The organism is Allofrancisella frigidaquae (assembly GCF_012222825.1).
GTDB lineage: Bacteria > Pseudomonadota > Gammaproteobacteria > Francisellales > Francisellaceae > Francisella > Francisella frigidaquae.
Map to the genome: position 1 here is coordinate 238,668 of NZ_CP038017.1, position 26,123 is coordinate 264,790.

The window sequence follows — 26,123 nt, forward strand, 5'->3', positions numbered from 1 at the left end:
TTACTCCTCACCTTTAATATTTTTTTCAACAGATTGGAAGTATGAGTAAGGCATACGTTCATTTCCAATGGTATTTGGCCCACTTTTAATTATCTTAAGTAGGTACTTAAAATAGAAATATCCAAATATAATAAAATAAACAATAATTATCGATGCCAATGAGCTAAAGACTTGTAAAAAGCTAATATCGCTTACAGAATACTGTGTTTTAATTATTCCGTAAACAACCCATGGTTGCCTACCAAATTCAGCAGTAAACCATCCTGTAATTATAGCAACAAAACCAAGGGGAGTTGACAGAGTACAAATACTTAGGAACCATTTATTTTTATATATTTTTTGCTTGAACAACAGAATAGAGCCAACTAAACCAATTAAAATCATAAGTAAGCCTATACCAACCATTATTCTAAAACTGTAGAATACAACAGCAACTAAAGGTCTATCTTTTTTATCTACAGATTTTAATCCAAGCATTTCACCATTTAAGTTATGGGTATTTATAAGAGATGCTAATTTAGGAATTTCTATAGTGAATAGATTTTTCTCTTGGGACTCACTTGGATACGCAAATAACACAAGAGGCGCACCTTTTTGAGTATCCCAAATGCCTTCCATAGCAGCTGTTTTTAGTGGTTGGTGTTCATGAACTTTAAGACCAACCTCGTCGCCTACAAAGAGTTGGCTTATGCTAAGGATTAAAATTGAAACCACAGAAAATTTAATACAAGTTTTAGCAAATGAGTGAAACTTCTCTTTTAATATATAATAACAACCAACACCTAGAGTAACCAATAATGTACTTAAATATGATGCTAAAAGCATATGTATAAATCTAGGTACTACTGATGGGTTAAATATAACATGGTGCCAACTGTAAACATTAAATTGTCCATTTGCGTACTTAATTCCATCAGGCGTTTGCATCCATGAATTAGCAGATAAAATCCAAAATGCTGATAGTGTGACTCCAACAAAAATTGTAAAGTTTGCTGCAAAGTGGGCGTATTTATTTATTTTGTTCCATCCAAAAATCATTATACCTAAAGCTCCAGCTTCAATAAAAAAGGCTGTTAAAACTTCATAGGTAAATAGCGATCCCAACACCGGTCCAACTTTTTGAGCAAAGCCTGCCCAGTTGGCACCTAGTTGAAACTCCATAACGATTCCTGAAACAACTCCCATACCAAATGTCAGAGCAAATATTTTTGTCCAGAATTTCACTATAGACAAGTACGTGTTATTTTTTGTAATCAGCCACAAAGCTTCAAAAATCATTAAAAAAGTCGATAAACCAATGCTAAAGGCAGGAAATAAAATATGGAAGCTAACTGTAAATGCAAATTGTATCCTTGATAGAATTTCGACCCAGTACATAAAAAAACCTCTTTATTGTTGTTTTATTAAACTAATTTTGTTATCCAAGTTTTATAATTAGTTTTTTAGCTGGGAGAATGATCTTGAATAACATTACATTGTTAAGCTTGGCATATCTTAGTGGTATTCTCAATACTATCACGGTAAGATTAATAAAATGTAATGTTATTTAATATGTTTCTGTCAATATAATATAAAGCATAACAACTAAATAGAAAGTTTTGGAGAAATGTTATGAGAATCTTAATCGCAGGAGGTTCAGGCTTTGTTGGTACAGAGTTATCTAAATATCTAAGTAGTATGCACGAGCTAACTCTTTTAACTAGGACAGAAAAACAAACTTTAGGTAACTATAAACATCTTATAACTTGGCAGCAATTGACAGAAAATAATATTATTAATTACGATATCGTTATAAATCTATGTGGTTATAATATTGGACAAAAACGCTGGAGTAAAAAAGTTAAAAAGAAAATAATATCAAGCCGTGTTGGGCCAACAAATAAACTTATAGAGTTAATAGGTAATAAAAATATTTGGTTAATAAATGCTAGTGCGATTGGTTATTATAATTTTTCTAAATTACCACAAGATGAAGATAGTCATGATAGGCGTTATGATAAGCTTAATTTTGGTCAAGAAGTTGTTGATCAGTGGGAAAAATGCTTAGTTGATTCTCAATTAAAAAGATACACTATTCTGCGCTTTGGGGTTGTTATTGGTAATGGAGGTGTGCTTGAGAAAATAGCACTGCCAGCTAAGTTTGGCTTTTTAGCCATTTTTGGAGATGGTCATAACTACATGAGCTGGATAAGCGCTTATGATTTGTCACGAGCGATTCAGTTTATAATAGCTAATAAATTAGCTGCTAAAGAGACCTTTAACTTAACCGCACCAAATGCATGTCAGCATAAGCTGTTAGCTGAGCTCCTAAGAAAATATCTAGCTAAAAAATATATTATCAAAATACCTACGACTATAGTAAAGATTATGTTTGGTCAAATGGGAAAGGAGTTATTATTGTCAAGTCAAAACATCAAACCTATGAAACTAGGATCTTTAGGGTTTATTTTTGAGGACCTAGAAATACAAAAAGCTATAGAGAGATACATTTAGTCTTCTAATTTGTGATCCATAGGTATTTTAACAGTAATAGTTATACCTTTTTGATCAGTATTGTTTTTAGCAAAAATCTTACCATTATGCAACCTAACAATCTCTGTAACAATAGCTAATCCTAAACCACTACCTTCCTCACCAGTGCCAACTTCTCGATAGAACCTATCAAATATTCTATTTATATTTTCTGGAGGTACTCCTATACCATTATCTTTAACCTCAATTATAACGTTAGAATTTTTTTCAAAGGATCTTATTTCTACATGACCACCATTTTTAGTATATTTTATGGCATTTGATAGTAAATTTTTGAACAAGATGCCTAAAAGATACTCGTTGCTATAACAGTAAAGTTCTTGTTCAGATGGGTAAAAAGATATTTCAATATTTTTCTCTATAGCTTTGATTGCGCTTTCAGCAATAAAAGTTTCTAGAACTTTATTAACGAGTAGTTTTTTTGCAAATATTACTTGCTCATCGGGTTGAATCCTACTTAGTATAAGTAATTGATCTATAATATGTGAATATCTATCGGCAGAGTTTCTGATTCTTCTTAGTTTTTGTTTGATTTCGCTAATATCATCTGAGGCTAAAGCTATTTCTACTAAAGTTTTAATGCCAGAAATAGGGGTTTTAAGCTCATGAGCAGCATCTCCAGAGAATTTTTTCTCTCTTTCAATGGTTTGATGGAACTTTTCAATCAGAGAATTTATTTGTTCTATAACAGATTTTATTTCATGGGGAACGATGTTTTCTTGAAGTTTTTCATTTTTACGCGGATTAATTTTCGAGACGTTATTATTTATACGTTTTAACGGTTGTAAAGCTATGTGTAGTATATAATAAGTAAAAATAATCAAGGCTATATAAGTTATAATAGATAATAATGTAAGTCTAAGAAATGCTTGTCGAGTTAGTTTATCTTTCACATGGTGGCTTGCAAAAACTGTAATAAAATACCTGTTATCGTCTGCTGCTAGTGTATAAGTATACCATTGGTGTTTTTCGTTTTTATTTGTATATAGCCATTCATAACCAACAGTCAGAGAAATATCTCGATAGCCTTTTTTAAAAACAGGAAGATTACTTGTTTTTAGAATAATTTTTTTCTTCTTTCGATCATAAATTGTAAATCCTATGTTTTCACTATAACTTTTAATATCTATAAATGATTTTGAGATATCATCTAAAATGTTTTTAGAATAATTTTTTTGTTTATCTATAGGGTATTTATGTAATATTGTTTCTATTATTTGAGCAGTAATTTTTAACTGATCATCAGCAAAAGCGTCATTTTGATATTTGATTTGATAAAACCCAAGCAGCGATATAACTAGCATTAGTATCATAAAGAAACTAGCAAAAGATATTGCTAAAAAACCTAATATTGAACTTTCTCTTTTGTTATTAGTGGACATGGCTTTAAATTTATCATATATGTCTTAGTTATTAATTATTATAAAGAATTTTAAATTTTATTATTAGTTTTATAGTTGTTATAATTAACTACTGTAGCAATAATAATACAAAATGGTGTTTTTGTAGTAGTCTAATGAGTCAAATAAATAAATTAACAAAAGAACCTTTCTGCATTAAGTATTACGATTGTGCTACTTTATATTTTTATACTCAGGAAAATCTCAAATTTGATTTACTAATAACTTGTCCGCATGCTGAGATAGGTATGGATTTTATTAACTATGATTATCCAGTTATAGCAGAGTTGGTTAAACTAAATATACGAGATCTTGCTGATTTTTTATCAATAGAATATGATTTTGGGGCTCAGCAGCTTAGTCATGCTATTGCAGAAAAACTCTATACCACTTACGGTTTAAACACTTTGGTATTAGAGCCTTCCTTTCCTCGTTCAGTTTTGGATGCAAATAGGCTTTATCCTAATTGTTTAAGAAACATTATTGATTATAGTAAACACCTAGAACTAAAGAACTCTTTAGTTAAACTATACAATGATTATATGGCTAAATTATGTCATGTAGTTGCTCTAGCAAAGAGTTATAACGCTTTATCAATAGAGTTACATACTATGTCAAGTTATTCCCCAAACTTAAAACAAGAATATTATTCAGAAGCAGTAAAAGAGAATCCTGATAATCTTCTAGAATACATAAACCTATATAAAAACAGTCATAAAGAAGGAGTAAAAAGGGTAACGGAACTTTTTACTGGTGACCATGCTAATGGTATTTTTGCATCTAAAGAGTTACTAAACACATTAACTGTAGAGTTACAGAGTAAAGGCATAGTTGTAGAGTATGATAGACCTTATATCTTAGCAGAGCATTTAGTTGCACATTACCTTGTGAGTGAACTTAATACAGTGTGTGTAGACATTCCTAAAGATTTATTATCAGTTACCACTACAGATAATGACAATTACAATATCGCAGAGTTAACAGTAGATAATAGTAAGCTGAAATTAATAGTAGAAGCATTTGCTAAAGCTTTGGTTGACGCTTATGATTTGTTACAACCAAAAAAGGGATTCCATGTATGATAAACAAGACTACAAATAAGATAGCTGAAAGAATTTGGGGGCAAAAAGCTATCCATATACCTAATACAACAGATATACACGGAGCAGATTTGGTAAGTTCTTTTGTAGATAAATATGCCACACGTACTGTCTGTTTGTTAGCAAAAGACCATAAGATAATTTTGTCTAAAAATGCTAAGACAGAGATTAAGCAGGTTATAGAATATTTCACAGATATAGGTTTAAGTTATATAAATATGAGTAATTTTATTTTTATAGATAAAGCCACAGATTACTATAGCTTATCTACTTTAGTTATGAATTACGCTAACCAAATTCCAGAATTTAGCGATCCTAGCTATACACATATCGTGCCATTTACCTCAGCAGCAGCAATAGAGTTGCTAGGTATAAAATATAAAAAATATTATGGTCTTTCAGAGTCTTTATCACAATTTTTGAATGATAAGTCTTTTTTACGGCAGTTGTTAGATCAAAAAGGTATATTAGTACCTGGTGTAGATATAATTTCGACAATAAGTGAAGACTATGTCAAGAAATCTTTGAAAATATATCATAGATATGAAAGTGAGGGTATTTATGAGTGTGCTGTAGTTATACCCCGAGCGTGTTCTGGGTATGGTATTCACCGTTTTGGGAGTGAAAAAGAATTAAGAGATATCTTAAAATTAATGGAAAACGTAGAAGTTTTTATGCTAGACCCTTGGTTAGATAATGTTGGCTCACCGGCATTTCAGGTTTGTATAGCAGATAAAAAAGAAGATGATATATGTCTAGGACTTAGCGATCAAATGTTAGATGGCCAAACACATTTGGGCAATAAATATAAATCAAAATTTAGTGATGAACCAGCTGTTATTGCAATTTGTGACCAGATAACAGAAATACTCAGAGATATGGGAGTTAGAGGTATTATTGGAGTTGATCTTTTGATTAGAAATATAGATGGTAAAATTGTACCTTATATTTTGGAGGTTAATGCGCGTCAAACTGGAGCAATATACGCTGGTTTTCTTGCGTACGAATTGCGTGAAGGTGAGCATAAGCCTTGGATAGGACATAATAATGTTATTGTGCCCAAAGGTGCTACTATAAAAGATTATCATGAGTATCTTAAGTCAAACAAGGTTGACTACAAATATGGCGATAGTGAAGGTGTGGTAATAACATGTATAGGTAACCTTGATCTTAATAATAAGGTGATGATTCTAGTTATGGCTGACACAGAAAAAAGATTAAAGGAAATTTTAGAAATAGCGACTTCTTATACATAGTTCTTTATTAAATCTAACTATTTAACCTGAGTTCGAGAATTATTTCATAGTTAAGCTCTTGTAATTATTAATTTTAATTGGGCATATAATAAATTGGGCTAATGCAGTTATAAGATGAGTAAAAGCATTGTTTATGGATCTGTGTCTTGTGTGGCATAAAGTTAGATTATTTTTGAGATAATCAAAGATAGTCTCAATGATAGATCTTAGTTAACATAGCCTTTTCAAACCTAGTTCTAGGAACTTTTTTCATATTTTTTGGGGCTTTCCAAATAAATGTGTAAATTCTTAATTAACCTGCTAGATTATAGGATGGGGCTGTAGGGAAATAATGGGGACTTTCCAAATAAATGTGTAAATTCTTAATTAACCTGCTAGATTATTTCTAGCGAAATATTAAGGATAGAAACAATGTCTAAGAATAAGAAGTCAGAAGATATTTACACAGCTATTGCAGATCAAATAATAGATTCAGGTGTTGATATTAATCAAATGTTTGAGAAAGATGGTTTGCTAAAGCAACTAACAAAACGATTATTAGAAAAAGCACTAGATGCAGAAATGAATAGTCATCTTGGTTATTCAAAACACCAAAGGACTAATTCATCAAATGCTAGGAATGGCTATAGTAACAAGACATTAGCTACAGACACAGGTAATTTGGAAATATCAGTTCCACGAGATAGAGATAGTGACTTTGAACCTCAAATAGTTCCCAAAAGAGTCACCAAGATAAACGGCTTAGACCAAAAAATTATATCTTTGTATGCTAAAGGTATGAGTACTACAGATATCCAACAACAGTTATTTGAGTTATATGATACAAAGATAAGTACAAGCTTTATAAGTGATGTTACAGAAGCTATTATTGATGATGTTAAAGCATGGCAAAATAGACCTTTAGAGTCAGTTTATCCAATAGTGTTTTTTGACTGTATAGTCGTTAAAGTTAGAGAAGACAAGCATATTATTAATAAAGCTGTGTATGTGGCTCTTGGCATATCGTTAACTGGTCATAAGGATGTATTAGGTCTTTGGATCAGTCAAAATGAAGGTGCTAAATATTGGCTTAGTGTTTTTACTGAATTAAAGAATAGAGGCTTACAGGATATATTTATAGCATGTACTGATAATTTAAAAGGCATGTCTGATGCTATACAAGCTATATACCCTGAGACAAAGCATCAGCTTTGTATCGTTCATCAAATTCGTAATAGTCTTAAGTATGTGCCATATAAAGACAAGAAAGAGGTAGCTAGAGAGTTAAAGAAAATATATGATGCTGATACCATTGCAATAGCTCAATCTGAGCTTGATAACTTTGCAAATAAATATGATACTAAATATCCTTTAATTTCAAAGTCATGGATAAATAATTGGGATAATTTAACTGTATTCTTGCAATATCCTCCAAAAATTCGTAAAGTTATTTACACTACTAATGCGATTGAATCGCTTAATAGCCAGTTTAGGAAAGTCATTAAGAATAAAAAGCTATTTCCTAAAGATGACTCTGTTTTCAAATCTTTGTACTTGGCTATAGATTATTTGACTAAAAAATGGTCTATGCCTGTTAAATATTGGAATGAGGCTATGCCTTATTTCGCTATCGAGTTTGAGCATAGAATTCAGAGATTCATGTAAGTGAATTTACACAGTTAAGTGGAAAGGCTCAAATAATGTTTCCAATAAGTTTTTATAAACTCAATGTAGTAAGTTTTAAAATCTTTATATCTAACTGCTTGATACATAATCAAGATAGTCATTATTTCACTTAAGGATAAGCTTGCTTTGACACCTACTTTTTTCTTTTTGTAATCAATTGACTTGCTTTGTAATCCTTTACGGTAAATAATACAAAAGTCGTCTATACGACAAAAGGTTGAAATAAGTTGATCTATCATTATTGTCGAAATTTCACGATGTTTCGCTTATTTTAACCTAAAGATACTCACAAAACCTTTTATTTACAACGCTTTTAAGCCCGAACTGAGGTTAACTATATGAAGCAAATAGAAAAGCTTTTAGAACATTCATCTAGATATATACGTAATTCAATTGAATCTCAAAATTTAACTTTTAGGCATAAGCCAACATTTAATTTGTTTGAAATTTATTCTTCGTATATTAAACCTACACATGTTAAAGAAGTACATATACAAGCAGAACAGGTATTAAAATATATGATTGGTAATTGTGGAGATCTAACAAATTTAATTCATATATATTTGCAATTATATGATTTTAATCTTGATCATAACTATTATACTGTGGTATTACGTCCTGGCCAACATGAATTGTTGTTAGTTCATGATAATAAGATTTTTCATAATATTTTGATGTGTAGTGCTAATACAATATTTATTGAAATCGGAACTTATGAAGATTTACTAAAAAACATTAATCATATGTTTGGTGATAGTGAGTTTTATATTGTAGACACATGGCTTGGTAAAACTGTAAAACTTAATAAAAATGGTCTAGATCAATTAGTAAGTTTTGCTTTACATCATTATAAAGAAGAAGCACAGATATATATGAGAAATTTTTATAAGACGACGATTTTAGCTGGATCACCAGCAAGCATTTCTGTTAATAAAAGTTTGAATGAAAGTTTGAAAAATATAACAAATGTTAATAATTTTTTTGAAAATATATATAACGATTATTGCATGGTATCAAAATTAAATTATAGAAAATATTTTCTATAAACCTAGGTTCCATGAACAAAATTTTTGAAAAAAGTTGTTAAGTGTATTTAAATAGTTTTGCGAAATAAATAACACACTTAACAGGAATGAAATATTACATCTCAGAGACAAACTGGTCAACTATTTTGACATTTCTTAAATCTCAAAAAGGTCTACACACAAAAGATACCCAAAAACTTAGAATAGACCTCTTGCATAACTTGCTATTATGATATCTTTGTAAAGACTTTTTTATAATTATTTTTTGTAAACATAGTTTACACAATATTCTGTTGATTATATAATTACTTTAGTAATAAAATCGAGCTGTAACTATGAAACCATCAAAGAAATCAGATAAGGAATTATTTTCTTTGATAGAACAGAAAATAGCAGATAAAAAAATATATTTTCTTACCTCATGTTAGACAAAGAATGTTAGAGAGAAATATTACTGCTATTGATGTTTTATATTTATTACAAGGACATTCAAAACGTATTAGGAATAAAAAGAAAGATAATTACGAGCATGATAGAGAAGATTGGAAATATTGTATTTAGGGCAAACCTAGAGATACAAATATAAGAGTAATAATAACTTTCATAGTAGATATGATGCCAATTATTACTGCTATTAATTTGGAGGAAGCGTCATGAGTAATTTAGAAGAAAAAGTAGTTAAAGAGTATGTATATACAGGAATGATTTTTCCAGTTACATTAAAAGATGTGAAGATGGTTAGATATGACAATGAATGGTGTCCAATTATCGATGATATAGCTATAGCTAATGAATGGATAAAAAAATAGGTGAATCTAAAGACCGTATAACTGGTAACCAATTAAAATTCATCCGTAGTTACTTTAAAATGTCATTACGCCAGTTTTCAGAAGTAGTAAATGAATCTCATACAGCTATAGCAAAATGGGAAAAGTCTGGTAATGAAGTAGCTAAAATGGATCTTAACATTGAAAAAATTATTAAGATGTATATTTGTCGTGAAGTTATAAAAGATACTGATGATAAAAGTCTTATGAAAATTTTTAATAAAATTTTAGACTTCCGACCAAAAAATCTAAAAGTAACCTGAGTTCGAGAATTATTTCATAGTTGAGCTCCTATCTCCAGGTATTAGTCTGCTATGCTTAGAAACGCTATTGTAAAAGTTTTATATAGCCTCAGGGCTATCTAAATCAACAACTAGCGTTTCAGAGATTTTAAAATTTATTTACATGAAAAAGTAAACGAGTTGTTACCTATTTGTTACCCAATGAGTTTTAAGGTGTTTATATGTTTTAATTTATGGCACACCCAGAGGGACTCGAACCCCCGCATCCGCCTCCGGAGGGCGACGCTCTATCCAGTTAAGCTATGGGTGTATAAGCATATGATATAAATAAAATAACCTTTTGGCCAGCTTTTGGTCAATTTAATTATGAAATTAGCTCACATAATTAAGTTATCATTTTCTAAGCAAGTAGCCACCTCCAGTAGATTTATTGTGCTAGGCTGTGCCATTTCTGGCATATTATGCCTATTAAAAATCCTTAAATCTTATTAAAAAAAGCCAAGATGATAAGTATCCAAAACTTGGTACAATTAAATAATTTTAAGACTTTAAACATATGACGGTTAATATTTACCGAAGGGGAGCTGCTGATATGCCTAGATTTTTTTATCAAAATGAAATAAGAAACATCGGTTGTAAGGGACAATTTTTAGATATTTCTAAATTTTTTACAGAATTTAGCCAAGGAGAAATGTTTTCTGAAGGACTATGTCTAACTTTGAGTATTTTACTTGGAGAGTTAATAAAAGGTCAAAAGAAGCCTACACATTTATTATTTAATTATATTTCTCAAAACGCATCAAAAATAAAAAGTGATTTGATTAGATCTGGTAAATCATTGAGCGCTGCACATAAACAGCAAAATTCTTATAATAAGAAGTTTGATATCGACTTCTTTAGTAATAATCTAGACAAAAATTTTAATATATTCGATTTATGGGGAGATTTTACACTACAACAGTTAACGGACAGTATAGATACTATATCAAAACAGTTATTTGCGAAACATAGTTCTAAGATTGTTAAAAGTTGGTATATCTTAAATGAAATATCTCAACAGAATACAATTTATAACCAAATTAGTCGTATAGCTGAAAGCTTAAATGATTATAGGGATAGAAAAGGTTTGTTTATAGTATCATTTTCGTTTGGTTTATTTATTAATAAAGATTCTAAGCCAGCAATAGTTTCTTATGCTGGTAGAAATTTTCATAAAAATATAGAAGCGGCATCTAGTAAGAACCATTCTTGTTTACTATATATTTCTGGAGATTCTTTTCTTTTTTTTGATCCTAATATAGGAATTGTAAACCAAGATATAAGAAATATAGAATCTTTTTTTTCATGCTTATATGCATATTATGACCTTATTAATAAAAATGAGAATGTTTTTTTCTTTCATGAGATCGAAATGAATTAATTTCTAATTTGGTTTTAAAACTTTTGTAGACTAAAAGTTGCGTAAACTGTATTAGGATGTATAAAAAAACAAAAAATTACCTTGAAAAGAAATTTTTAGTCACAATATCTAGCTTTGCAAGTCTATAGAATTTAGGTGAGTCTATAGTTGCATAAGATTTGAGATTTTCTATAAATAACAAAGGAGTAAGATCGTTATGAATATTAGACCATTACAAGATAGAGTGTTAGTTCGTCGTGCAGAAGAAGAAACAAAATCTGCAGGTGGAATTATCTTAACTGGTAGTGCTCAAGAAAAACCAAGTCAAGGTGAGGTAGTAGCTGTTGGTAACGGTAAAAAGCTAGAAAGTGGTGCTACCCAGCCTATGGATGTAAAAGTTGGCGATAAGGTGCTATTTGGTAAATATTCAGGTAGTGAAGTAAAGGTTGGTGATGAAACTCTTCTGATGATGTCAGAAGATGACATCATGGGTATTATTGGGTAACTTAAAAGTCTTACAAATTTTAAAGGAGAAATAATATGGCAGCAAAAAAAGTTTTATTTTCGGATGAAGCACGTGCAAAGATGTTAGACGGGGTAAACACACTAGCTAATGCAGTTAAAGTAACTCTAGGACCAAAGGGTCGTAACGTTGTATTAGATAAGGCATATGGTGCTCCTGCTATAACTAAAGATGGTGTATCAGTAGCTAAAGAAATTGAGCTAGAAGATAAATTTGAGAACATGGGTGCTCAAATCGTAAAAGAAGTAGCATCAAAAACAGCTGATGTTGCAGGTGATGGTACTACTACAGCTACTGTTCTTGCTCAAGCCTTACTTACAGAAGGTTTAAAAGCTGTTGCTGCAGGTATGAACCCTATGGATTTAAAAAGAGGTATTGATAAAGCCGCTGGTAAACTAGTAGAAGAATTAAAAGTACTTTCAAAGCCTTGTTCAGATGCTAAATCCATAGAGCAAGTAGGTACTATCTCTGCTAACTCTGACTCTACAGTAGGTAAGATTATCGCTGATGCGATGGCAAAAGTTGGTAAAGAAGGTGTGATAACTGTAGAAGAAGGCAAAGGTTTTGAGGATGAACTAGACGTAGTAGAAGGTATGCAGTTTGATAGAGGTTACTTATCTCCATACTTTGCTACAAACCAAGAGAACATGACTACAGATTTAGAAAGCCCGTTCATCTTGCTTGTAGATAAGAAAATTTCTAATATCCGTGAGTTACTTCCAGTATTAGAAGGTGTATCTAAGTCTGGTAAGGCATTATTAATTATCGCAGAAGATGTAGAAAGTGAAGCTTTAGCAACTCTAGTAGTAAACAATATGAGAGGAGTTGTTAAAGTATGTGCTGTAAAAGCTCCTGGTTTTGGTGATCGTCGTAAAGCTATGCTAGAAGATATTGCAATCTTAACAGGTGCTACAGTAATTTCTGAAGATCTTGGTATGAAACTTGAAGAAACTAATATGGAGCATCTAGGTACAGCAGGTAGAGTACAAGTAACCAAAGACGATACCACTATAATTGACGGTGCTGGTGATAAAGATGCAATAGCTAATAGAGTTAAGCAGATTAAGGCGAATATCGAAGAAGTAACTTCTGATTATGACCGCGAAAAATTACAAGAAAGATTAGCTAAGCTTTCTGGTGGTGTAGCAGTAATTAAAGTTGGTGCTATTACAGAAGCTGAAATGAAAGAGAAAAAAGACCGTGTAGATGATGCTTTACACGCTACTCGTGCTGCTGTAGAAGAAGGCATCGTACCTGGTGGAGGGGTTGCTTTAATTAGAGCTCAGAAAGCTTTAGAAGGTCTAAAAGGTGACAATGAAGACCAAAATCATGGTATCTTGTTGCTAAAAAGAGCAATAGAAGCTCCTCTTAGACAGATCGTAGCGAATGCTGGTGGAGAACCTTCTGTAGTTGTAAATGAAGTAAAAGCTAAGCAAGGTAATCATGGCTACAATGCTGCAAATGACACTTATGGCGATATGGTTGAGATGGGTATCTTAGATCCTACTAAAGTTACTCGTTCTGCTTTACAGCATGCAGCCTCAATTGCAGGTTTGATGATCACTACAGAAGCTATGGTTGGTGAAATCAAAGAAGATACTCCAGCTATGCCTATGGGTGGCGGCATGGGCGGCATGCCAGGTATGATGTAATTTATTCTAATACTTCTATAATTTTTTCTTATTATTAAGCTTATTTTGACCTATAATAATACCTATTGATTACAAAATAGGTATTATTTATGGATTTATCTTCTTCAGATAATAATAAAGTTCTTGGTTTTAAAGATGTTACTATTATGGCTGTTACAGCTAATTTTGGTATTAGATGGATACCAGTAGCAGCGTGTTTAGGAGCTTCAGCAGTATTCTTTTGGATACTTGGAGCTTTGATTTTCTTTCTACCATTAGTAGTTATAGCTGTTCAATTATCCAGGAAGTATCCTGATGAAGGTGGTATGTATGCTTGGACAACTAGAGCATTAGGTGAAAAATCTGGTTTTATGGTTGCTTGGCTATATTGGGTAAACACTATATTTTATTATCCAGCTGTACTAATGTTCTTAGCAACTAACTTTGCTTATTTTATAGGTCACCCAGAGTTAGTTAATAATAATTATTATATTGTTATAGTAGTATTAAGTGCTTTTTGGCTAGTTACATTTGTTAGTTTTTATGGTCTAAAAGTCAATAAATATCTTGTTGACGTTGGTGGGATACTTGGTTCATTTATACCTGCTATAGCTATTATTGTTTTAGGGTTTGCTGCTTATTTTGTAGCTGGCAAAAGTGCTACTGATTTTTCAGTTTCTAATTTTATACCACAAGGTAGCACGTGGGGGAATCTGTCTACGCTTACTATTATAATGTTTGCTATGGCTGGTATAGAAATTATCCCTACATTTGCTAATTCAGTTAGAAATGTAAAAAAGAATCTTTACTATGGATTATTAGCATCTGCCTTTATACTGTTAGGTCTATATATATTGGGGACTGTAGCCTTAAATTTAGTCTCTTCTCCAGATAGTATTAATGGGACTTCTGGATTAATGACTGCTTTTGAAATAATTGGTCATAGATTTGATTGGGCATGGTTCCCAAAATTAATGGCATTTTTATTAACGTTTGCTGAATTAGCAGCTGTAAGTATATGGTTGTTAGCCCCTGTTGTTATGTTTTTTAAATGTACACCGAGAGGGATTTTGCCAGAGTGGTTACATAAAACAAACAAACATGATTCTCCAAAAAATGCCCTAGTAGCTATGGGTGTTTTGGTTACAGTTATAGTGTTGTTGACTAGTTTTTTACCATCGGTAAATGTGATGTATCAAGCACTAATATTGATGGCAACAATACTTTATTTTATACCTTATTTATATTTGGTAGTTGCTTATATAAAGCTTATGAGTAATAAGTTTAGGTATTTATTAGGTTTTTTAGTATTCGTTTCAACAACGCTAGGTATTTTATTTAGCTTTCAACCACCAAGTGATATTCAGACATTAAGTGAAATGCTTATATATGAATTAGAGCTTATCATTGGTCCAGCTATATTTATATTAATAGGGTGGGTATTATATAAATTTAGAAAGTAATGTTTATAAAATAGTCCTTAAATTCTAGTGTCAGTTTACATATAATTTATTGTATGCTTGGTAGCTAACAATATTATTTATTCAATACCTTATATATTAGTTACAACTAAGTGGGTGCTAAAAATGAAAAAAATAGTTATAATAGGCGCTGGTTTTGTTGGTATAAATTGTATACAAAAACTATCTAAATGTAGTGACCAATTTGAAATCACTTTATTGGATAAAAGTAACCATCATGTGTTTCAACCTATGTTATATCAGGCAGCTACTGCTTTTATCCCTTTAAACTCCGTCGTAGCACCTATTAGAAAAGTATTGCATAATAAACCTAGCGTGAAATTTAAGATGGGCGAAGTAATAGATATATGCCCCAGTAAACAAATAGTAAAAACTTCAGAAAATATTTATAAATATGACTATCTAGTAGTAGCTCCAGGAGTTGAGTACGATTATTTAGGTAATGATGAATGGAAAAATTATACGCTTTCTTTAAAAACAGCATATGACGCTCAAAAGATTAAATCTCATATTATAAAGCAATTTGAGTTAGCAGAAAGTTCTAGCTCTATGGTTGAAATCCTTAAGCATCTGACTTTTATTATAATCGGTGCAGGAGCAACAGGAGTTGAGATTACAGGCGCTTTGTTGGATGTACTTTCAACCGATGTTTTTCATACTTACACTAGCTTTACTAAAAAAGACATAAATATCTATATGGTTGATCGTGGAGATAAAATCCTATCAGCTTTTCCTAAGAAATTATCTGATTATGCTTATTCTTCATTGGTAAAACGTGGTGTGAAAATCCATTTAAATGAAACCGTTACTAATATCTCTGAAAATTGTGTGCAAACAGATAAATCTATCTATAAGGGTGCTACTATTATATGGAGTACCGTTTTAAAAGGAAAGCCCTTAGGACCATGGATGGAGAAACAAATGTCAAAAGGTAAAGTAAACGTCTTACCAGATTTGACCCATAGTGAGTACAATAATATCTATTTTGGTGGTGATATTTCTAGATGTACAGATAACCCTTTGCCTGGATTAGCTTCTGTAGCTAAGCAGCAAGGCAAATATATTGCTAACCATATTGTAAATAGAAATAAGGCAAAAAAATATAAAAATTTTAAATACAAAGATCTAGGTACAATGGCTATAATACAAAAACATTCTGCTATAGCTAGGATATTTGGTTTAAATCTTACAGGTAAATTAGGTTGGTTTATATGGGGTGGTGTGCATATAACTTTTTTGGTTAGCATAAGAAATAAATTTGTTGTTAGCTTTAATTGGTTAAGTTAACCTCAGTTCGATAATTATTTCATACCTAAATACTTGTAGTTATTAATTTTAATTGGAGAAATAATAAACTGAGCCAAAGCAGCCATAAGATGAGTAAAAGCATTGTTTATAGATCTATGCCTAGTATGCCACAAAGTTAGATTATTTTTGAGATAGTCAAAAATAGTCTCAATGATAGACCTCTTAGCTAACATAGCTTTTTCAAATCTGGTTCTAGGAACTTTTTTCATATTCTTTTTTAGAGTAGTTATAAGCTTTAAGCCTTGTTGCTCAAGTAATTGAGCTTTATCTTTTGAAATATAACCTCTATCACCAAACACCAATCCTTTAAGTCCATGGCATAATTTAGTTAAGAAGCTTCTATCATCCTTATTTCCTGAGCTAATATTGATACTAACAATTTCACCAATATGATTAGTTAGTAAATGAAGCTTAAAACCAAAGAACCAGCCAGTACTAGTTTTACTTTTAGCTGCCAAACCTTTAAACACCTTGTGTCTAGACTCTCTTAGATTATGACAAACAGGTAATTTAGTAGCATCTATAAAATATAAACCTGTATGCTTACCATGGTTACTTGATATAAATGCTATTAAAGGTGACATTGCTATATCAATTAATTCTACAAAACGATTATAAGATGGGGCTGTAGGAAAGTACTGCTTCCAGTAGGTTTTTATAAACTCAACATAATAGGTTTTAAAATCTTTATATCTAAGAGCTTGATACATAATCAAAATAGTCATTATTTCGCTTAAAGATAAATTTGGTTTTAAACCAGCTTTTTTCTTTTTGTAATCAATTGACTTGTTTTGTAATTCTTTATGATAAATAATACAAAAGTCGTCTATACGGCAAAAGGTTGAAATAAGTTGATCTATCATTCTTGTCAGAATTTAAAGGTTTTTCGCTTATTTTAACCTAAAAACATTCTCAAACCTTTAGTTTTCAATACTTTTAATTCCGAACTGAGGTTTAAGTTACTATTTATTTAATAGAATAGGTTCTCCAGAAATATTAGAGCCTGATAAAAAAAGAAATCATAAGCTAAATATTAATAAGCCTAAAACCTAATATTTACTAAGGAAAGTATCCATAAGTTTGCTAGGAAGTACTCTTTTAAAAATAGCCATGATTATAGTAGCTTTTGTTATGTAGTATCTTGGTTTTGGTTTGTTTGAGTTTATTATTTTCTCTACTATTTTAGCTACGGAAATAGCAGGTTCATTAAAAGGAACTTTTTTGTGTTTACCAGCTAGTATTTTTTCATATTGTAGCTTATGGGCTGATTTTTCAAATTCAACGTTCTTGATAGTTTTTAATGAGTTCTCCCTAAATTTACTCGTAATTGGTCCTGTATTTAGAGTGCTCATGTATATGTCAGAGCCTTTAAGCTCTAACCTCATAGTGTCGGCTAAGCCTTCAACAGCATATTTGCTAGCGTTATAAGCTCCACGATATTTCATTGCTATAAGACCTAATACTGAGCTGTGTTGGATAATTTTACCATATCCTTGCTTACGCATTATTTTTAAAGCTTTTACCGTTAAATTATGCAATCCAAAAACATTAGTTTCAAACTGTTCTTTAAGGTGTTTTGTTTCAATATCTTCTAAAGCTCCAGCTTGCCCAAAGCCAGCATTATTAAATACGACATCAAGAGTTCCATTAGTTTTCTGTAAAATGTCATCTAAAGCATTATCAATATGCTCATAGTTAGTTACGTCAATTAGATATGTTTCAAAACCTTCTGCATTTAGGGCATTAACATCTTTTTGTTGTCGTGCTGATGCAAAAACTCTATGTCCTAAATCTCTGAGGTATACAGCTGTAACATAACCAATACCACCGTGGGAACAACCTGTTATAAGTATATTAAATTTTTTCACTAAATTTTTTATGTTAATTCAATAGTTAGAGCTAGTTTAAGATAAAAATACTATTGTGTAAATGTTATAGATATTAGAGTTTCTTTTTAAATTTTCCTAGTAATTTTTTAAATACGCCTTTTTCATTGTCATGTTCTTGTTTTATTTTTCTCATTTCTTGAACTTTTGATTGAAGTCGTTGTTCTATATCATCACGGACTGGGATATCTGTTATTTTAGTATACTCAGGTTCTGCAAAGTGATTCTTTGTAGTTGTTGAAAATAAATCACCAGATTGTGGAATAGCCTTTTTTATTGAAAATTTATTTTCTACGGCAACATATATGCCATTTTCATTTTTCTTGATAAATCCTTGATCTCTCAAAGCTCGACGATATTTATATATAGTGCTTTTAGAAATTCCAAATGAATTAGCAAGTTTTGCTGGGCTTTCATTTTTTTTTATAGCCTTAAAAACAGCTTTCTTTATGACAAACTCTCTCTCAGCTGGTATTCTCATAAGATTAGTAACATATTTAGGTGAGTTAAATTTTATTATAGCTTAGAGTAAAAAATTATACAACTTGTCCAGTAACCCAACCAGAAGACCAAGCCCACTGGAAATTATAGCCTCCAAGCCAACCAGTTATATCAACAACTTCACCTATAAAATACAGGTTTTTAACTTTCTTAGATTCAAGAGTTTTAGAGGAAAGCTCATCACAGTTTATACCACCTAGAGTTACTTCTGCGGTACGGTAGCCTTCGGTAGTCTGTGGGTAAATAACCCAGTTGTGTAGCTTAGAGGCTGCCTGGTTTATTTCTTCATTGGATAGGTCACATATTCTTTTAGACAAAAATTCTTCGTCAAGAAAAGTAGTCACAAAATTTTTTGGCAATAATTCAGTTAGAGTATTTTTAAGTATGCTTTTAAGACCAGATTGTTTTTTCTCTACTAAGAAATCTTGAATACTAATCTTAGGCGATAAATTTATATTTATAGCTTCGCCAGTATTCCAATAAGAAGATATCTGCAAAATGGCTGGTCCACTTAAACCTTTATGAGTAAATAAAATATTTTCATCAAAGCTAGCTTTAGCATTAGAGACATTACAGAAAATTGAGATGCCTTTTAACTCAGCAAACTTTTGTTGATCTTCTTTACTAAAAATAAAAGGCACAAGCCCAGCTCTTTGGGAGTTTACTTTTAGTCCAAATTGTTTTGCTATTTTATAACCAAATCCAGTAGCTCCCATAGTTGGTATTGAAAGACCTCCAGTTGCTATAACTAGTGACTCACAACTATAATCCAAAGTTTCTGTTATCACATTAAAACAGATTTGTTGTTTGTAAATTTTATTAATTTTAGTTTCTAGTTTTATCTTGACATTATATTTATCACATTCAGCTAGAAGCATATTTACGATATCTTTAGCTTTATTATCACAAAAAAGTTGCCCTAAAGTTTTTTCATGGTAGGGAATATTATAATCACTGACTAAACCAATAAAATCCCACTGTGTATAACGGCTAAGAGCAGATTTCATAAAATGTTGGTTATCAGATAAATATCTATCAGGAGCAACATTGTAGTTTGTGAAATTACAACGTCCACCACCAGACATTAAAATCTTTTTGCCAACTTTGTTAGCATGATCTATAACTAAAACTTTACGTTGTCTTTTGCCTGCTTCTATAGCACACATAAGTCCAGCAGCTCCAGCGCCTATTATGATTACATCGTAGTGACTGTTGTGTTGTGTTAACATCAGAAAAATAAAAATATATACTCTTAATAAATTTAGTAAGTATACCAGTTGTTTGAAATTTTTTTAGAAAAAGAAATGTATAAAAGAGTGAGAAATTAATATCTGCCTTGTTGAATCATAGCTTCAGCTATTTTTTCAAATCCTGCTAAGTTAGCACCAGCAACTAGATTATAACCGAGACCGTATTTTTCACTCGCTATTCTACAAGCGTTAAAAATATTAGCCATAATCTGCTGTAGTTTAGTTTCTACTTCTTCAGCTGTCCAAGCAATTCTTGCAGAGTTTTGGCACATTTCTAGACCCGAAGTAGCAACACCACCAGCGTTAGCAGCTTTACCAGGAGCTAGAATTACTCCTTTACTCATTAGGAATTCTATCGCCTCATTTGTTGTAGGCATGTTAGAAGCTTCAACTATATATTTAACACCTGATTGGATAAGCTTTTCAGCATCTGCAACATCGATTTCATTTTGAGTGGCACATGGGATAGCAATATCAGCATTAATTCCCCAAGGCTTTTGACCAGCATGGAAAGTGGCGCCAAACTTATCAGCATAATCTTGCATGCTAGCTTTACCTTCACGAATTTTTAATAAAAACTCGATCTTCTCATTACCGATGATACCAGCTGGATCGTGTACAAAACCTTTTGAACCCGAAATTGTAACAGCTTTAGCACCAAGTTGATCAAGTTTTTTACATACACCCCAAGATACATTACCATAACCAGATACAACAACAGTTTTGCCTTTTAGTGATGCACCATCGTGCTTTAGCATTTCATCTAAGAAGAAAACAGCACCATATCCTGTAGCTTCTGGGCGGATTAAGCTTCCACCAGACTCTAAAGATTTACCAGTTAAAACACCATTTTCAAAAGCTCCACGGATTCTTCTATACTGACCATACATGTAGCCAATTTCTTTTCCACCAACTCCAATATCACCAGCTGGAACGTCAATATCAGGGCCAATATGTCTTTGTAATTCAGTCATAAAGCTTTGACAGAAATTCATAATTTCAGCATCTGTTTTACCCTTAGGATCAAAGTCAGCACCACCTTTACCACCACCTAGAGGTAAAGTAGTAAGACTATTTTTAAAAATTTGTTCAAAGCCTAAGAATTTAATAATTCCAGAGTAAACGCTTGGATGGAATCTAATACCACCTTTGTAAGGTCCAATAGCACCGTTAAACTGGTATCTATAACCTCTATTTACTTGTACATTACCATTTCTATCGACCCAAGGCACTCTAAAAGAAATTCCTCTTTCTGGCTCTACTATTCTACCTAAAATATTTTCTTCTATATATTTAGGATTTTTTTCCAAAGCTGGTTTTAAAGTATGAAGAACTTCCTTTACTGCTTGAATAAATTCTTTTTCATGAGAGTCTTTCTTTTCAACTTCAGCTATAATCTTTTCGATATGTTCTTGTGCTTGCATGTATGCTTCTCCTTATTGTTTAGCATTTCGTAAGGTACATATTTTTAATTTTGTACCTCATTTTAGTATTTTTTGTTTAAACCAAACTAGTCTACAACTAAGTTGAGTTAATTGGTATCATTTTATAATAAATTTTTAAGTATTAGAAATGAAAGGTTACCAATTTATCGTTTAAAATATCTTTGCAAAATATTTGATATTACATAATCATTATAATCTAGGATCAGAAGTTAAAGAGTATTTTATTTAGGGATTGGTATGCAGCAGTTAAATAGAAAGATTTCAACATTATCACTTACCATGTTAAATATTTCTGCAATAATAAATTTAAGTTCTATTGCTTATATGGCAACTATAGGACTTCAAAGCATTTTCTTTTATTTAATAGCGGCTATTACATTTTTGCTACCAACAGCGCTTATATGTGCTGAGCTTAGTAGCATGATTACGCACAATAACGGCGGTGTCTTTAGTTGGGTTAAAGCAGGCCTTGGTGAGAAGGCAGGTGTATTAGCTATGTGGTTGGAATGGTTTAATAATGTGGTTGGCTTCCCTAGTTCAGTTACTGCATTGATAGCTACTTTTTCTTACATAGGGTTTCGTGGGTTTGCTGAAAATACACAGACTAGTTTTTTCTTTTGGCTAGCTATGGCAGCGGTGTTTATAGTTATCAGTTTGTTTAATTGTTTACCATTTAAAAGAGTTATTATCTTAAATATAACCGGGGCTATTTTTGGTATGATTGTGCCTGGAATTTTGCTAATAGCTGGAGCGATATATTTTCTAGCAACAGGACAAAGCAATTTAGAGTATCATGGCTTTAATGAGGTATTACCTATTTTTTCTTTAAGTACATATGCATTATTAGTCAAGACATTCTCTTCTTACTCAGGTATACAGTCGGTTGCTTTTCATATGACTAATATCAATAACCCTGAAAAAAATATTCCTAGGTCAATATTAATAGCAGTTGTAATTATAGTATCTTTAACTATTTTAGCCACAATATCTTTAACAATTATTATTCCTGTAAAAGACGTAAATGTATTAAATGGTTTAATACAAGGGATATCACAAGTGTTAAATATTATTGGTTTAGCAAATGCTAAACCAATAATAGTAGTGTTGATAACTGTAGGAATGTTAGCAGCTCTTAGTACCTGGATTTTAGGTCCAGCTAGAGGTATGCAAACAGCAGCAGAGCAAAAATTTTTCCCAAAAATTATGTCAGGAAAAAATAGATTTGGTATGCCAGTTAATATGTTAATGATTCAGGTACTTATTGTTATGGTTTTATCTTTAACTTTTTTAATTATGCCTTCGGTATACGCAGCATTTGCTCTACTGGTAGCTATTACATCGCAGTTTACTGTAGTTATGTGGATTATGGTATTTATCTCTGCTATCAGGCTTAGGTTTATTAGGCCAGATATTTATAGGGTATTTTATGTTGGCAAACGAAGTACAAATTGGTTACTTATAGCGATGTCAGTAGTTGCGATAGTGATGTGTATACTAGGCTTTATATTAGGGTTATTTCCACCTGCTTTTTCTCGGGTGAGTAATGTTTTTCAATACACATTAATTTTAGTAATAGCAGACATAATAATTATAGCTATACCTTTAGTTTGGATATGGTTGCATAGGAAACGTATTATCTAAAGATTTTAAGGCGTGTTATTTTCACAATTAAGTAAAAAAATCTTTTTCTCTATCCCTCCAGTATACCCACCTAATTTTCCATTAGCATTTATAACTCTATGGCAAGGGACTATTATAGATATAGGATTTTTTCCATTAGCATTTGCTACAGCACGATATGCTTTAGCTTTACCAATATTTTGAGCTTGTTCCAGATAACTGATAGTTTTACCATACGGGATTTTTAGTAATTCTTGCCAGGCTTGTTTTTGAAAGTCAGTACCTACTAGTTTTAATGGTATATTGAAACTTTTTAGTTGGCCTTTAAAATATTCACCTAGTTCTTTGTTTAGGTTGTTTAAAATAGTATTTGTTTGAAACAATATTGTCTCACGATAATATTTTGGTATATCTCCTAAGGAGTCTTGTTTTAAGTCATTCATAAATGATAGCCAATAGAGATAGTTATTATCTGCTATAGCAAGCATAAAACCAATAGGTGTACTTATTTTTTGTACATAATACTTAGCTTGCGTATCAATGAGTGCTGGAAAAATAGCATGAGTTTTATTTAACATTAAATATAATCTTTCAAATTTCTTTAAATTTTTTTCTGCTCCGATTTCTTTGTTTACATCTGGATGATATTTTTTAGCTAACCTTCTATATGTTTTTTTAAAATCAGAGTCAGAGCAATCTTTACTTACTCCTAATAATGAATAATAATTTGCCATTTAGCTTAAAACTCCCAACTATTATTTATTTTACGTAACTAATCATAATTATTTTAGCACAGTAATCATAGATTGGGCCTTTAAGTACTAGGACGTCAATAAAACATAGTTCTTGATGATATGTTTAAATCTATCATCTGTACCACTTAATAAACATTAAAGCTTAAATTTTTTTAGTAGCTAGAATGGAGGTTGTTGCTACTCCAATAGGATCCCCTTTGGAATCATATGCTTGCTTTACTACTTTAACGCTAGTAGCTTCTTCGGTATAGTAAGTTCCATGACCTTTTAGCAACACTAAACTATGGATATCATTAGATAAGCTTATATTATCTGGTAAAGATGAGTATTCAGGCATCCTATTATGGACTATATTAAGGTTGATTCTGTCTAGTAAATCATATACTGAAAACTTCGCAACGTATCCTTTATGTTCTGATTGATCATAATATGTTCCTACTTTGTTTGTTGTATCGTCTTGACCAACAGCGTTAAAGAATACGGATACGTCGCCATGCATAGGAGTAATAAAGTCAAACCCTCCTTTTACTTTAGATAAATTTAGGTATATTTTTACCTCGGATGATGAATGAGGAGCAATTTCTATTATGGTTTGACCACCATAACGGTTTTCGTCTATAGTATAGGACTTATCTATAGGATTATGTGAATAGAATTTATTATTCTCATTTGGAGAAGTTGGCCAAGTATATAACCGGTATACCAGGTTTTCTATTACTCCTGGTAGATTGAGTATAGCTTCACCATAGAAGTATGTAAAGTTATAATAACCTTTAAGATCTTTTATAGACCATAGTCTGTCAATTGTTGCAAATCCTGTTTCTTTATCTAGTGTTAGAGTTATTTTTCCAATTCTGTTGTTTAGGTCAGCAGCGGTGATTTTTTTAGTTTCGTCAGTAGTGTTCTCAAAAATGTAAGTAGAACCAATTTGTGTTATTGTTGTATTCTCTTCATATATTTCAGGTTTATCAACAGAAGACGTATATGTATCATCATAAGAGTAATCTTGGTCATAGATATATGAATTTTCCAATTCAAGAAGGTGGTCTAGCCAGTTTGGAAATGGCTGATAAAAGTGTTTGTACGTATCAAGATTAAAATGTTGAGCAATATATTCATTTATTGTATCACGGTCTGATTTTTGTTCTGTAATATCGTTTGAACTTGCAAGAGCTGAATTACTAAGGCAGATTACTGCTACTAATGTAGAGTATTTTATAATTTTTTTCATATAACAATCTCTTTTTTCTTATTATAAATTTTTTAAATGTGAGCTCTATGTATACCAGTTATGGCGAAGTATTTATCATCTAGTTGTTGGTCTAGTTCAGGATTTTCTTGTAGTTTTATTTGATAGTTAACCCTCCCATCTTCACCACTTACTGATATGTCAAATTGATTTGAGTTGGTGACTTTATTGCTAGAGTTTGAACTATTAGTAATATTTTCAACAGAACTATCTATATTATTTGTTGACTTACCTAACTTGCCTGTTGGGTTATCGGGAGTGATTTTTGTTGGGGAGTGATCATCACCAACCCAAGATGCAAGTTCTCCGTTCTCTTCAGTTACTTTAAAGGTACATTTTCCAGATTTTTTTGGTATTACCACAAGTTCATCTCCCCTATACATATAAACTGTTGGGCTATCACCTGGAAAAAGATTGCAATAATGCCATCCACTTGGGGATGATTTATAGTTTAACCCCTTTACTTTACCAGTTAAGCCGTTAAGTACACCAAACGCTACATAATCATTATAGCCATCCCTTTGCGTATAATTTCTTACTAAAGTTTTTTGGTCAGGAAAAAAATATTTGCCATTGGTTAAACTTGTACCTAATTTTCCAAACCCAGCATGATACATAGAGCCTACATGAGGCCCATTTTGTAAACGAAAAAAAGCTCCTGGGCCTTCACCACCTCCACTATAAATATCTAAACTAAAATCAATAGGGTCTATAGAATCATTGACAAAATATAGTTTGATAACCGAATCGCCACTATAAGCTACACCCAAAGAGCATATACCACAAGCAATTAATAACATTATTTTACGCATAAAAAACTTTTGTTTAATTTATTATTTACATATTATACACAATAAGATAAATATTTAAACAATAATAAAATTAATAAAAATTTTAACTAAGATTTATTGTTTATTTGCAACTAAGATAAGCTATGTTGCGGGAAACATATATAGCGTATTGTTGGAGATTGCAGTTATATTGATTAAGAATTAGATGATAAATGTTCTAATTTTTAATCAATATAA

General features: G+C 31.4%; 24 protein-coding genes, 1 tRNA gene and 4 pseudogenes. 15 read left to right on the forward strand and 14 right to left on the reverse strand.

All coding sequences use genetic code 11. The features are described from left to right. Positions 1-1,377 (reverse strand): cytochrome ubiquinol oxidase subunit I, encoded by a 1,377-nt coding sequence (locus E3E15_RS01070; protein ID WP_172106270.1) that lies wholly within the window; start codon positions 1,375-1,377, stop codon positions 1-3. 234 nt (positions 1,378-1,611) lie between these two features. On the opposite strand from E3E15_RS01070, the gene E3E15_RS01075 reads away from it, so the two are divergent. Next, on the forward strand, positions 1,612-2,493 hold the full coding sequence (locus E3E15_RS01075) for a TIGR01777 family oxidoreductase (RefSeq protein ID WP_172106271.1): 882 nt from the start codon (positions 1,612-1,614) through the stop codon (positions 2,491-2,493). Here the strand turns inward: E3E15_RS01075 and E3E15_RS01080 are convergent. After that, positions 2,490-3,914 (reverse strand): sensor histidine kinase, encoded by a 1,425-nt coding sequence (locus tag E3E15_RS01080; protein WP_172106272.1) that lies wholly within the window; start codon positions 3,912-3,914, stop codon positions 2,490-2,492. The two genes, E3E15_RS01075 and E3E15_RS01080, sit on opposite strands and share 4 nt — an antisense overlap. 134 nt (positions 3,915-4,048) lie before the next feature. Here E3E15_RS01080 and E3E15_RS01085 point away from each other — a divergent pair, with 134 nt between their 5' ends. Together E3E15_RS01085 and E3E15_RS01090 are read left to right on the forward strand one after the other, a co-directional pair. Continuing rightward, entirely contained in the window at positions 4,049-5,014 is a 966-nt protein-coding gene (locus E3E15_RS01085; RefSeq protein WP_172106273.1) for a hypothetical protein, read from the forward strand. Continuing rightward, positions 5,011-6,288, forward strand: a complete 1,278-nt coding sequence (locus E3E15_RS01090; protein ID WP_172106274.1) for an ATP-grasp domain-containing protein — start codon at positions 5,011-5,013, stop codon at positions 6,286-6,288. The genes E3E15_RS01085 and E3E15_RS01090 overlap by 4 nt, the downstream gene beginning before the upstream one ends. 39 nt (positions 6,289-6,327) lie before the next feature. On the opposite strand, the pseudogene E3E15_RS01095 reads toward E3E15_RS01090, so the two are convergent. Further along, positions 6,328-6,547: pseudogene (locus E3E15_RS01095) on the reverse strand (transposase); the annotation flags it as partial. Between the two features lie 152 nt (positions 6,548-6,699). Here E3E15_RS01095 and E3E15_RS01100 point away from each other — a divergent pair. Next, positions 6,700-7,932: an IS256 family transposase gene (locus E3E15_RS01100; RefSeq protein WP_172106156.1), complete on the forward strand. Its 1,233-nt coding sequence runs from the start codon at positions 6,700-6,702 to the stop codon at positions 7,930-7,932. A gap of 32 nt (positions 7,933-7,964) precedes the next feature. Here the strand turns inward: E3E15_RS01100 and E3E15_RS01105 are convergent. Then, positions 7,965-8,192 (reverse strand): annotated as a pseudogene (locus E3E15_RS01105) (IS982 family transposase); the annotation flags it as partial. Positions 8,193-8,291: 99 nt separating this feature from the next. Here E3E15_RS01105 and E3E15_RS01110 point away from each other — a divergent pair. The 5 genes and pseudogenes from E3E15_RS01110 to E3E15_RS01120 all read left to right on the forward strand — a co-directional run bounded on the left by E3E15_RS01110 (position 8,292) and on the right by E3E15_RS01120 (position 10,068). Continuing rightward, positions 8,292-8,999 carry a hypothetical protein gene (locus tag E3E15_RS01110; RefSeq protein ID WP_035720965.1) on the forward strand — a complete coding sequence of 236 codons (708 nt, stop codon included), beginning with the start codon at positions 8,292-8,294 and terminating at the stop codon, positions 8,997-8,999. A gap of 86 nt (positions 9,000-9,085) precedes the next feature. Next, positions 9,086-9,184: pseudogene (locus E3E15_RS07895) on the forward strand (IS5/IS1182 family transposase); the annotation flags it as partial. Between the two features lie 229 nt (positions 9,185-9,413). After that, positions 9,414-9,539, forward strand: coding sequence for a hypothetical protein (locus tag E3E15_RS07935; protein ID WP_280954104.1), 126 nt, complete (start codon positions 9,414-9,416; stop codon positions 9,537-9,539). A gap of 92 nt (positions 9,540-9,631) precedes the next feature. Beyond that, entirely contained in the window at positions 9,632-9,787 is a 156-nt protein-coding gene (locus E3E15_RS01115; RefSeq protein ID WP_172106275.1) for a hypothetical protein, read from the forward strand. Next, positions 9,772-10,068 (forward strand): helix-turn-helix domain-containing protein, encoded by a 297-nt coding sequence (locus E3E15_RS01120; protein WP_172106276.1) that lies wholly within the window; start codon positions 9,772-9,774, stop codon positions 10,066-10,068. Before E3E15_RS01115 ends, E3E15_RS01120 begins: the two co-directional genes overlap by 16 nt. 213 nt (positions 10,069-10,281) lie before the next feature. Here E3E15_RS01120 and E3E15_RS01125 read toward each other — a convergent pair. Further along, a tRNA-Arg gene (locus E3E15_RS01125) sits at positions 10,282-10,357 on the reverse strand. A 282-nt stretch (positions 10,358-10,639) separates the two neighbouring features. Here E3E15_RS01125 and E3E15_RS01130 point away from each other — a divergent pair. From E3E15_RS01130 to E3E15_RS01150, 5 genes are all read left to right on the forward strand, one after another. Next, a complete protein-coding gene (locus tag E3E15_RS01130; RefSeq protein ID WP_172106277.1) occupies positions 10,640-11,467 on the forward strand; it encodes a hypothetical protein in 828 nt (275 codons plus the stop codon). A 196-nt stretch (positions 11,468-11,663) separates the two neighbouring features. Continuing rightward, entirely contained in the window at positions 11,664-11,951 is a 288-nt protein-coding gene (locus E3E15_RS01135; RefSeq protein ID WP_035720971.1) for a co-chaperone GroES, read from the forward strand. A gap of 35 nt (positions 11,952-11,986) precedes the next feature. Then, positions 11,987-13,621 carry a chaperonin GroEL gene (gene groL, locus E3E15_RS01140; protein WP_172106278.1) on the forward strand — a complete coding sequence of 545 codons (1,635 nt, stop codon included), beginning with the start codon at positions 11,987-11,989 and terminating at the stop codon, positions 13,619-13,621. 89 nt (positions 13,622-13,710) lie between these two features. Further along, positions 13,711-15,063 (forward strand): APC family permease, encoded by a 1,353-nt coding sequence (locus E3E15_RS01145; protein WP_172106279.1) that lies wholly within the window; start codon positions 13,711-13,713, stop codon positions 15,061-15,063. 123 nt (positions 15,064-15,186) lie between these two features. After that, a complete protein-coding gene (locus E3E15_RS01150) occupies positions 15,187-16,368 on the forward strand; it encodes an NAD(P)/FAD-dependent oxidoreductase (protein ID WP_172106280.1) in 1,182 nt (393 codons plus the stop codon). 14 nt (positions 16,369-16,382) lie between these two features. On the opposite strand, the gene E3E15_RS01155 is transcribed toward E3E15_RS01150, so the two are convergent. The 5 genes from E3E15_RS01155 to gdhA form a co-directional block, all read right to left on the reverse strand. Further along, positions 16,383-17,252 carry an IS982 family transposase gene (locus E3E15_RS01155; protein WP_172106281.1) on the reverse strand — a complete coding sequence of 290 codons (870 nt, stop codon included), beginning with the start codon at positions 17,250-17,252 and terminating at the stop codon, positions 16,383-16,385. A 186-nt stretch (positions 17,253-17,438) separates the two neighbouring features. Beyond that, positions 17,439-18,257 (reverse strand): SDR family NAD(P)-dependent oxidoreductase, encoded by an 819-nt coding sequence (locus E3E15_RS01160; RefSeq protein ID WP_209451681.1) that lies wholly within the window; start codon positions 18,255-18,257, stop codon positions 17,439-17,441. A gap of 73 nt (positions 18,258-18,330) precedes the next feature. Further along, positions 18,331-18,756: an FTL_1293 family small RNA FtrC-regulated protein gene (locus E3E15_RS01165; RefSeq protein WP_035721018.1), complete on the reverse strand. Its 426-nt coding sequence runs from the start codon at positions 18,754-18,756 to the stop codon at positions 18,331-18,333. Between the two features lie 55 nt (positions 18,757-18,811). Next, positions 18,812-20,005 (reverse strand): BaiN/RdsA family NAD(P)/FAD-dependent oxidoreductase, encoded by a 1,194-nt coding sequence (locus tag E3E15_RS01170; protein ID WP_035721020.1) that lies wholly within the window; start codon positions 20,003-20,005, stop codon positions 18,812-18,814. Positions 20,006-20,100: 95 nt separating this feature from the next. Then, positions 20,101-21,450, reverse strand: a complete 1,350-nt coding sequence (gdhA, locus tag E3E15_RS01175; RefSeq protein ID WP_035721021.1) for an NADP-specific glutamate dehydrogenase — start codon at positions 21,448-21,450, stop codon at positions 20,101-20,103. Positions 21,451-21,708: 258 nt separating this feature from the next. On the opposite strand from gdhA, the gene E3E15_RS01180 reads away from it, so the two are divergent. Then, positions 21,709-23,112 (forward strand): APC family permease, encoded by a 1,404-nt coding sequence (locus E3E15_RS01180; RefSeq protein WP_172106282.1) that lies wholly within the window; start codon positions 21,709-21,711, stop codon positions 23,110-23,112. Between the two features lie 5 nt (positions 23,113-23,117). On the opposite strand, the gene E3E15_RS01185 is transcribed toward E3E15_RS01180, so the two are convergent. From E3E15_RS01185 to E3E15_RS01195, 4 genes and pseudogenes are all read right to left on the reverse strand, one after another. Beyond that, positions 23,118-23,669, reverse strand: a complete 552-nt coding sequence (locus E3E15_RS01185) for a methylated-DNA--[protein]-cysteine S-methyltransferase (RefSeq protein WP_209451688.1) — start codon at positions 23,667-23,669, stop codon at positions 23,118-23,120. Beyond that, positions 23,664-23,825, reverse strand: a pseudogene (locus E3E15_RS07880) (DnaJ domain-containing protein); the annotation flags it as partial. The pseudogene E3E15_RS07880 and the gene E3E15_RS01185, both read right to left, overlap by 6 nt. 163 nt (positions 23,826-23,988) lie before the next feature. Next, positions 23,989-25,077, reverse strand: coding sequence for a hypothetical protein (locus tag E3E15_RS01190; RefSeq protein ID WP_172106284.1), 1,089 nt, complete (start codon positions 25,075-25,077; stop codon positions 23,989-23,991). Between the two features lie 32 nt (positions 25,078-25,109). Then, positions 25,110-25,907 (reverse strand): hypothetical protein, encoded by a 798-nt coding sequence (locus E3E15_RS01195; protein ID WP_172106285.1) that lies wholly within the window; start codon positions 25,905-25,907, stop codon positions 25,110-25,112. Between the last annotated feature and the right edge of the window lie 216 nt (positions 25,908-26,123).

Coding starts and splice junctions, on each gene's coding strand:
- E3E15_RS01070 (WP_172106270.1), bottom strand. CDS start 1,377: ATGTACTGGGTCGAAATTCTATCAAGGATACAATTTGCATTTACAGTT.
- E3E15_RS01075 (WP_172106271.1), top strand. CDS start 1,612: ATGAGAATCTTAATCGCAGGAGGTTCAGGCTTTGTTGGTACAGAGTTA.
- E3E15_RS01080 (WP_172106272.1), bottom strand. CDS start 3,914: ATGTCCACTAATAACAAAAGAGAAAGTTCAATATTAGGTTTTTTAGCA.
- E3E15_RS01085 (WP_172106273.1), top strand. CDS start 4,049: ATGAGTCAAATAAATAAATTAACAAAAGAACCTTTCTGCATTAAGTAT.
- E3E15_RS01090 (WP_172106274.1), top strand. CDS start 5,011: ATGATAAACAAGACTACAAATAAGATAGCTGAAAGAATTTGGGGGCAA.
- E3E15_RS01100 (WP_172106156.1), top strand. CDS start 6,700: ATGTCTAAGAATAAGAAGTCAGAAGATATTTACACAGCTATTGCAGAT.
- E3E15_RS01110 (WP_035720965.1), top strand. CDS start 8,292: ATGAAGCAAATAGAAAAGCTTTTAGAACATTCATCTAGATATATACGT.
- E3E15_RS07935 (WP_280954104.1), top strand. CDS start 9,414: ATGTTAGAGAGAAATATTACTGCTATTGATGTTTTATATTTATTACAA.
- E3E15_RS01115 (WP_172106275.1), top strand. CDS start 9,632: ATGAGTAATTTAGAAGAAAAAGTAGTTAAAGAGTATGTATATACAGGA.
- E3E15_RS01120 (WP_172106276.1), top strand. CDS start 9,772: ATGGATAAAAAAATAGGTGAATCTAAAGACCGTATAACTGGTAACCAA.
- E3E15_RS01130 (WP_172106277.1), top strand. CDS start 10,640: ATGCCTAGATTTTTTTATCAAAATGAAATAAGAAACATCGGTTGTAAG.
- E3E15_RS01135 (WP_035720971.1), top strand. CDS start 11,664: ATGAATATTAGACCATTACAAGATAGAGTGTTAGTTCGTCGTGCAGAA.
- groL (WP_172106278.1), top strand. CDS start 11,987: ATGGCAGCAAAAAAAGTTTTATTTTCGGATGAAGCACGTGCAAAGATG.
- E3E15_RS01145 (WP_172106279.1), top strand. CDS start 13,711: ATGGATTTATCTTCTTCAGATAATAATAAAGTTCTTGGTTTTAAAGAT.
- E3E15_RS01150 (WP_172106280.1), top strand. CDS start 15,187: ATGAAAAAAATAGTTATAATAGGCGCTGGTTTTGTTGGTATAAATTGT.
- E3E15_RS01155 (WP_172106281.1), bottom strand. CDS start 17,252: ATGATAGATCAACTTATTTCAACCTTTTGCCGTATAGACGACTTTTGT.
- E3E15_RS01165 (WP_035721018.1), bottom strand. CDS start 18,756: ATGAGAATACCAGCTGAGAGAGAGTTTGTCATAAAGAAAGCTGTTTTT.
- E3E15_RS01170 (WP_035721020.1), bottom strand. CDS start 20,005: ATGTTAACACAACACAACAGTCACTACGATGTAATCATAATAGGCGCT.
- gdhA (WP_035721021.1), bottom strand. CDS start 21,450: ATGCAAGCACAAGAACATATCGAAAAGATTATAGCTGAAGTTGAAAAG.
- E3E15_RS01180 (WP_172106282.1), top strand. CDS start 21,709: ATGCAGCAGTTAAATAGAAAGATTTCAACATTATCACTTACCATGTTA.
- E3E15_RS01185 (WP_209451688.1), bottom strand. CDS start 23,669: ATGTTAAATAAAACTCATGCTATTTTTCCAGCACTCATTGATACGCAA.
- E3E15_RS01190 (WP_172106284.1), bottom strand. CDS start 25,077: ATGAAAAAAATTATAAAATACTCTACATTAGTAGCAGTAATCTGCCTT.
- E3E15_RS01195 (WP_172106285.1), bottom strand. CDS start 25,907: ATGCGTAAAATAATGTTATTAATTGCTTGTGGTATATGCTCTTTGGGT.